Genomic DNA, 6,594 nt, shown 5'->3' on the forward strand with positions numbered 1-6,594 from the left:
CCTGGCCCGGCTTTTCTCCCAGGGCCAGGCACCGCACTCACGCGCTAGAGCCTGGGCACCGGGCTCACCGTGGCGTTGCGCCAGGCGCTCTGCAGTTGTTCGTCCAGCAGCGCCGGCACGGTTTTGCCGGGCTGGTTCTGCAGGCTCAGCTTGAGGCCGTTGAGGGAACGGCCGCTGAGGCGATTGCCCGCCAGGTCCTCGCGAAAGACCCGCTCCGCCTCGGCGTACTGCTTCTGCTCCAGCAGGGCGTAACCCAGGGATTCGCGCAGGGTGTAGTACCAGTCCGGCGGCTCGTTGTAGGCCAGGGCATCCTGCACTTGCACCGCCTTGCGCCAGGCGGCGATCTGCTGTTTGCCGGCGTCGCCATCGAGGGCCTGCAGGTCGCCGTTGAGGCCGTCCTGCTGCTGCTTGAACACCTGGTTACCGAGGTTCTTGAGGGCTGCCAGGTCCAGCGGCCCGGCGGCGCTGGACTGGGCCCGATTGATCAGCACCAGGTTGGCGATGCGCAGCAGTTGCAGGGCCGGGTTGTTGCCATACTGCAGGGCGTTCTCACCCGTGAGCGGGGCCGCGGCGACGGCCTGCCAGAAGCCCTTTAGGGCCTCCCGGGCCTGGTCCTGATTGAGGTGTTGGGCGCTCAGTTGCCGGTAGGCCAGGGCATAGCTCTTCATCAGTTGGGAGTAGGGCCGGGTCAGTGCCTGCCAGTCCTGGCTGGCCGCCTTGCAGGTCTGGTTGATGGTCGCCAGGCCCGCGTCGATCTTCGGTTCGATCCGCGCCAGGGCGTCCCAGTCTTCGAAGCGCACGGCGAAGTAGTAGGGCACGGCGTAGAAGTAGTCGGTCTTGGTCTTGAGCTCGGCCGGGTACTGCTGGCAGAGGAAGGGCAGCGCCGAGTATTGTGTGGTGTTCTCCACCAGTTCCTCGGCCATGTTCATGGCTTCGTTGTGGCGCCCCTCGATGGACAGGGTCCAGGTCAGGAAGTGGATGTTGTGCCCCAGGTAGTGCAGGGCGTAGGGGCTTTGTGGCTGCACCTGATGGGTGTAGGCGCGGTCCACCGAGACCGCGGTGTAGTTGGCGGTGCTGGCCAGGGCGTTGTTGCCGATGCGCTGGTAGATGTGCGAGGCCATGTGCACCAGGTGGCCGATGGCCGGGTTCTGGTCGCGAAAGCGATCGGCCATGGGCAGCCCGCTGGCCGGGAACGGCGACTCCTCGATGGCGTGGATGTAGAAGTGGTTGGCCCCGGTGTGCTGGTCGTCCTGCACCAGCACCCGGTTCAGCACCTGCAGCGCCTCGTAGGCCTCGTGGGTCGGTTTGACCCTGTCGGAGATCGCCTCGGTGCCTTCCCACCACTTCCAGGGATCGAGGCTGAGCAGGGCGTCGGCGTACAGGGTGGCGGCATCCAGGTCGTCGAAATAGGTTTCCGACAGCGTCTTCATGGCGTCGGCGTAGCGCCGGTTGCCTTCGCCGCTGAGGATAATCTGGCCGTCCTGTTCACTGTAGAGGCTCAGCAGTGCCTGGGCGTAGTCCACCTCGCGCTGCAGCTGGCGGGGGCTGAAGGCGGCCTGGGCGGCGCTGTCCTTGAGCCGGGCCTGGGCATGTTCCAGGGCGATCTGCACCGAGCGGTAGGCCAGTTGGTTGCAGCCGGTGGTGGCGACGCTGTTGATGTTGGAGTTGGCCGACAGGGCAATGCCCCAGTAGGGCATGGCCGCGTCGTCGTCGAAACGGCTGGCCTGGTAGAAGGCGCGGATCGCCGCGGAGAAGTTGAAGCCGTATTGCAGGGCCATGCCTTGGCTGTAGAAGGCTTGCACCTGCTCTGGCTGCGTGAGGCTGACCAGCGGGTAGCGGGTGCCGCCCAGGCCCGAGAGCAGTTGGTCGGGCTCGGTGTCCTGGCGGCTGACGCAGTGTTGCAGCACCTGCTCGTAGGGCATGTCCGGCGGCACGGGGGTAAAGCGGATGACCTTGGCCTCGGCACCATGGTTCATGGTGTGGGCCTGGGCACTGCAGGCGGCGAGCAGCAGGCCGGCGACCAGGCTGCTGCGCAGAAAGGGGACGTCCATGATTTGTGGCTCCTTGGTTTTTTAGCGCCATGGCCGGGCAGCGCAGGTGTGCCGGCGAAAGCAGTGCGATGCATGCGTTCGCCGGCCGGCCGGTGCCTGGCTTGGGCCTGTGTCAGTCGTTGTCGTGGCTGTGGCGGGCGACGAACAGCGGGCCGTCCGGCTTGGCCAGGCGCTTGATCTGCGGCGCCAGGTCACGTTGGGGGATGACCACCTGGATCAGTGCCGGCCGGTCCTTGAGCCGCAGCAACTGCGGCAGCAACTGCTCCAGCCCGCTGCGGGTCGAGACCTTGAAACCCTCGGCGCCAAAACCCTTGGCCAGGGCCAGGTAGTCCCAGGTGGGCAGGAGGTCGAAGGGGGCGAACTGGCCGCCGGGCTCGAATGCATCGATGTCGACGAAGGCCTGTTCGATGGCGTAGGCCTCGTTGCTCATGACGAACACCAGGGCATTGATGCGGTTGCGGGCCAGGGTCGACAGCGACTGGCAGATCATCATGAAGCCGCCGTCGCCGGCCACCACCACCGGGCGTCGGCCACTGGCCAGGGCGACTCCCAGGGCGCAGCCGGTCTCGTGGCCCAGGGAACCCCAGATGGCATCGGCGACAAAACTGTCCCGGGGCAGGCCGTTGAGGTTGCTGGCGGCGTACAGCGCCGAGCTTTCGCCGAGGATCAGGCTGCTGTCGGCCCACAGGTTCTGCTCGCGGGCGACGCGCTCGAGAATCTCCAGGAACAGCTCGTAGCCCAGGGGATCGTCGGCGCTGCCCTGCTGCAGGCGCACCGCCGGGGGCGGTTCATGAGCACTGCAGGGCAACGGGTAATCGCTGTCCAGGCCCATGGCCCCCAACAGCCTCTGCAGGTATTGCGGCAGCGGCACATGGGGGTAGTACTGCAGGCCGGTACGGGCCAGCTGGGTGTTGACCAGAATGATCTGGCTGAAGTCCTTTGCCAGCAGTTGCAGGTAGTCGTCGGTGAAGATCACCCCCAGGGCGAGGATGCAGTCCACGTCCTTCATCAAGGCCTGGGTCCACAGGCGCGAGGCAGTGCCGGCGTAGGTGCCGATGAACTGCGGGTGACTCTCGTCGACCACGGTCTTGGCTTCGAGGCTGGTGGTGAAGGGCAGGCCGCTGGCTTCGATCAGGCGCATGACCTGCTCCTGCAGGCCGAAGCGGGCCACCTCGATGCCGAGCATGATCACCGGCGAGCGAGCGTTGCCCAGGCGCAGCAGGGTGGCCTCGATGGCCGCTCGCAGCGAGTCGTCGTCACAGCGGGCGGCCAGGGCTTGCAGTTCGCCCTGGGGGTGGGGGCAGGGCTCGCCCCAGACGTTCTGCCAGGCTTCCAGGTAGATCGGCCGGCGTTCGCTGATGGCCTTGACCAGGGCCTCGTCGATCAGCGCCGGAGCGTGCTCGCTGTCGTCGAGGATCAGGCTGGCCACGGTCACGGGTTCGAAGACCTTGCGCCCCACCTGCAGATCCCCCGTGGAGTGGTGGAACAGCACGTCCTGGGACCAGATCAACTGGCGGTTCTGCGCCGACGGGCTGGCGCTGATCAGCACCACCGGGTTGCGCTCGACATAGGCGCCGGCAATGGCGTTCAGGCCGCTGAAGGTGCCGACGCTGTACTGCAGCGATACGGCGCCGATGCCGGCGTAGCGGGCGTAACCGTCGGCGGCGTAGGCCGCAGCCATTTCATTGACCTCGCCGACGGCGTCGATACCGTCGAAATCGTCCAGGGCCGACATGAAGTGCGAGACGTAGTCTCCGGGCACCTGGAACACCTTGCGCAGGCCCAGTTGGTGCAGGCGGGTGAGCAGGTAGTCGGCGACGGTAAAGGGCTTATTGCTGGCCATGGTCGATCCCCTCGTAGGCGAACTGGGTGACGCCATCCAGGGTCTTGGCGCAGTCCTGGCACGGCAACGGCTGGTCGCTGGGCAGGGTGCAGCCGTCCGCGGGCAGCGCGGGCAGCAGGGCATAGTCCTTGGACAGCCAGTTGGGGCGCTTGAGGCCGAAGAAGTCCTGCAAGGTCGATTCGGCCACGGTCAGTGCGCCTTCCACCCAGCCCTGGCCGATGGAGTAGGCCTCGCCGACGATGTGGATCTGCTGGTCCGCGACCGGATGGCGCATGCGGTAGATGATCTGGTCGAGCCGGTAGTTGGCTTTCCATTCGTGCCAGCCGCCACCGTAGGGATCGGCGTCCCAGGCGTGATAGACCGCCGAGTAGGGCCGTGGCAGTTCCACCTGGTCATGGACCTGGGTGACCTGCATCTGCGCCACCCGGACCATTTCGTCGCTGACCTGGAACTCGGTTTTAGGCACCACCTGCGCAAGCTGCAGGCGCCCGGCCAGGTTGGCGGGCAGGTGGCCGACAAAGGGTGCGCCGCCTTCCAGGCCTTTCCAGAAGGGCACGGTGCCGATGTCGTTGTAGGAGGCCATCAGCAGCGAGTTGAGATTCGCCTCGCCGCCGGGCTGCTCGCATTCGGTGCCCATGTAGTAGATCTGTCGCACCGGCAGGTCGGTGACCGAGCGCCCGGCCACCAGGCCCAGGCTGCGCCACCAGGGCTGCTCGTAGGCCAGGAACAGCTTGAACGCCGACTGCATCAGCACCGAGCCGAGGTTCTCCTTGAGCCAGGGATCCTCGAACAGCGGTGCGTCGATCAGCTCCAGGGCCCGGCGCGGCATGGCCAGGATGATCTTCCTGGCCTTGACCACCTGGTGGCCGGCGGCGTCCCGGGTGTTGCCGTCTTCGGTGACGGTGCTCTGGAAATGCAGGCGATAGGGGAACTCAGGGTCCTTGGCGTAGCTGATCTTCGCCAGGCGCTGGTTCATCTGCACCCGCTGCTTGCCAGGCAGCACCCCCGGCAGCTTGGCGAACTTCGCCGCCAGGGTCAGGGGCAGGCTCTGGAAGCCCTTGGTCAGGGTCAGGAAGACCGTGTCGTCGCTGTATTCGGTGGCGGGCAACTGGGTCACCGCGCTGGCGTTGGCAACGTTGGCGTCATAACCGCCGGCGTCCTTCATGAACTGGTAGCCCTCGTTGCTCATGACCCGGTACAGCAAGTCCCAGAAGCCGTACTTCCAGATTTCCTTGCCGAACACCTTGACCTGCATCTGCTGGCACAGGCTGAGCTGGTCGAAGCCCGGGTACACGTAGTTCATCACCTTGACCTGCAGGTCCTCGGGGCCGTAGCCGCGCTCGGACCAGGCCAGGTCATAGGGGATCTTGTGCGGCGCTTCCTTGAAGTCGCGGTAGCGAAAGCGCTTGCCCCGCAGGTAGAACAGGTTGTTTTTCGAGCCCACCGGCGCGGGCGCGCCCATGGGAAAGGGTTGGCTCGGCAGGCGCAGTTGCTTGACCAGGCTGTCCACCAGCACATGGCCCCCGGGGCCGGGGATGTAGCGCATGCCGCCGACTTCGGCGACCACGTTGGGCAGGCCCGGCAGGTTGATGCTGAACAGCCGGCCACCGATGCGCGCGCTGTATTCGAACAGGCCGATCCGGAGTTTTTCACCCTGTTCATGCTGCAGGCGCCAGGCACTGTAGGTGCCCGACGCACCCCCGCCAACCACCGCGACATCGAGTTCGAGTTCTTGAGTGCTCATGCTGAATTCCTTTTCGCTGGAAGGCGGGCAGAGAGGCCCGTTGGCGACGTAGTATTGTTCAGTTCCAGCGAAATTCCAGTTTGCCATCATCGGCGGTTTCGTCCCGTGCAGCCGGGGACTTGCCATTGATTGTCGGACAATGTAAAGGCGCTGATACAGTCCGTGTCGCCGGCCCCGGCTTCGGGTCGACGGCAGGCGCAGAGGCCCTTGGATCAGGGCAAGGTCTGCACGCTGCAGGTGCCGACCGCCGATCACGGTGACGAGCCGTTGGTGCAGGGGGGGGCACTTGATGGGTTTAAACACTGAACGTCACGCACTTCAGGGCAGGTATGATCGCTCCTTTGCCCATCGCCGATCTGTCAGCAAGCCAAGGCCATGCAGGCGAGCCGCGTTCGAGGTCTCTTGAGGAGTTGTCGATTCATATGTTCAAACCCTTGGCATGTATCGTTCTCAGCAGTTTTTTCCTCACGGCGGCGGTTGCCGATACGGGATTGAGCGGAGTCTGGGAGGGGGTTCTTGAGGGCAAGCAAATCAGGCTGTGTTTCAACTCTTCAGAGCCGGCCACGGCGGGTTGGTACGAGCTGGACCTTGCGACTGTGCAAGCACTGGGGCTGGTTCGCGACGCGGGTGCCTGGAGCGAGCCGGAGAACAAGGCGCGCTGGATGTTCAAGGTCGCTGAGTCGGGAGTATTGAACGCCGCCAGAACGGCAAGTGTCGACGGCCATGAACAGCGCCTGCGCCTGCTACGACAAAGCGGCACCAGCAGCGCGGACAACTGTGCCAGTGAGGCCTTTCGCAAACCGGTGGAAACCGCGTTGTCGAACACCCGGCTCAGCCGTCGCGACATAGCGGGTTATCCCTATGAGCGCAGGGAGCGTTATGGCCAGGAGGTCATGGTGCTGGTGGGAGAGGGGGACGTGATCGCGAAGGTCAATGCTGATGCCGCGCGCGAAAAA

4 protein-coding genes are annotated in these 6,594 nt (G+C 65.3%); 1 reads left to right on the top strand and 3 read right to left on the bottom strand.

The annotated features are described in order from the left end of the window. Nucleotides 1–44 precede the first annotated feature (44 nt). From U873_RS0122585 to U873_RS0122595, 3 genes are all read right to left on the bottom strand, one after another. Entirely contained in the window at nucleotides 45–2,051 is a 2,007-nt protein-coding gene (locus tag U873_RS0122585) for a hypothetical protein (protein WP_025130399.1), read from the bottom strand. A 112-nt stretch (nucleotides 2,052–2,163) separates the two neighbouring features. Continuing rightward, nucleotides 2,164–3,894 carry an alpha-keto acid decarboxylase family protein gene (locus U873_RS0122590; RefSeq protein WP_025130400.1) on the bottom strand — a complete coding sequence of 577 codons (1,731 nt, stop codon included), beginning with the start codon at nucleotides 3,892–3,894 and terminating at the stop codon, nucleotides 2,164–2,166. After that, nucleotides 3,881–5,638 (bottom strand): FAD-dependent oxidoreductase, encoded by a 1,758-nt coding sequence (locus U873_RS0122595; RefSeq protein WP_025130401.1) that lies wholly within the window; start codon nucleotides 5,636–5,638, stop codon nucleotides 3,881–3,883. The genes U873_RS0122590 and U873_RS0122595 overlap by 14 nt, the downstream gene beginning before the upstream one ends. Before the next feature lie 422 nt (nucleotides 5,639–6,060). On the opposite strand from U873_RS0122595, the gene U873_RS0122600 reads away from it, so the two are divergent. Further along, a partial coding sequence (locus U873_RS0122600; protein ID WP_025130402.1) for a hypothetical protein occupies nucleotides 6,061–6,594 on the top strand: 534 nt, incomplete at its 3' end.

Origin of the sequence: Pseudomonas sp. PH1b (assembly GCF_000633395.1) — a bacterium.
Lineage (GTDB): Bacteria > Pseudomonadota > Gammaproteobacteria > Pseudomonadales > Pseudomonadaceae > Aquipseudomonas.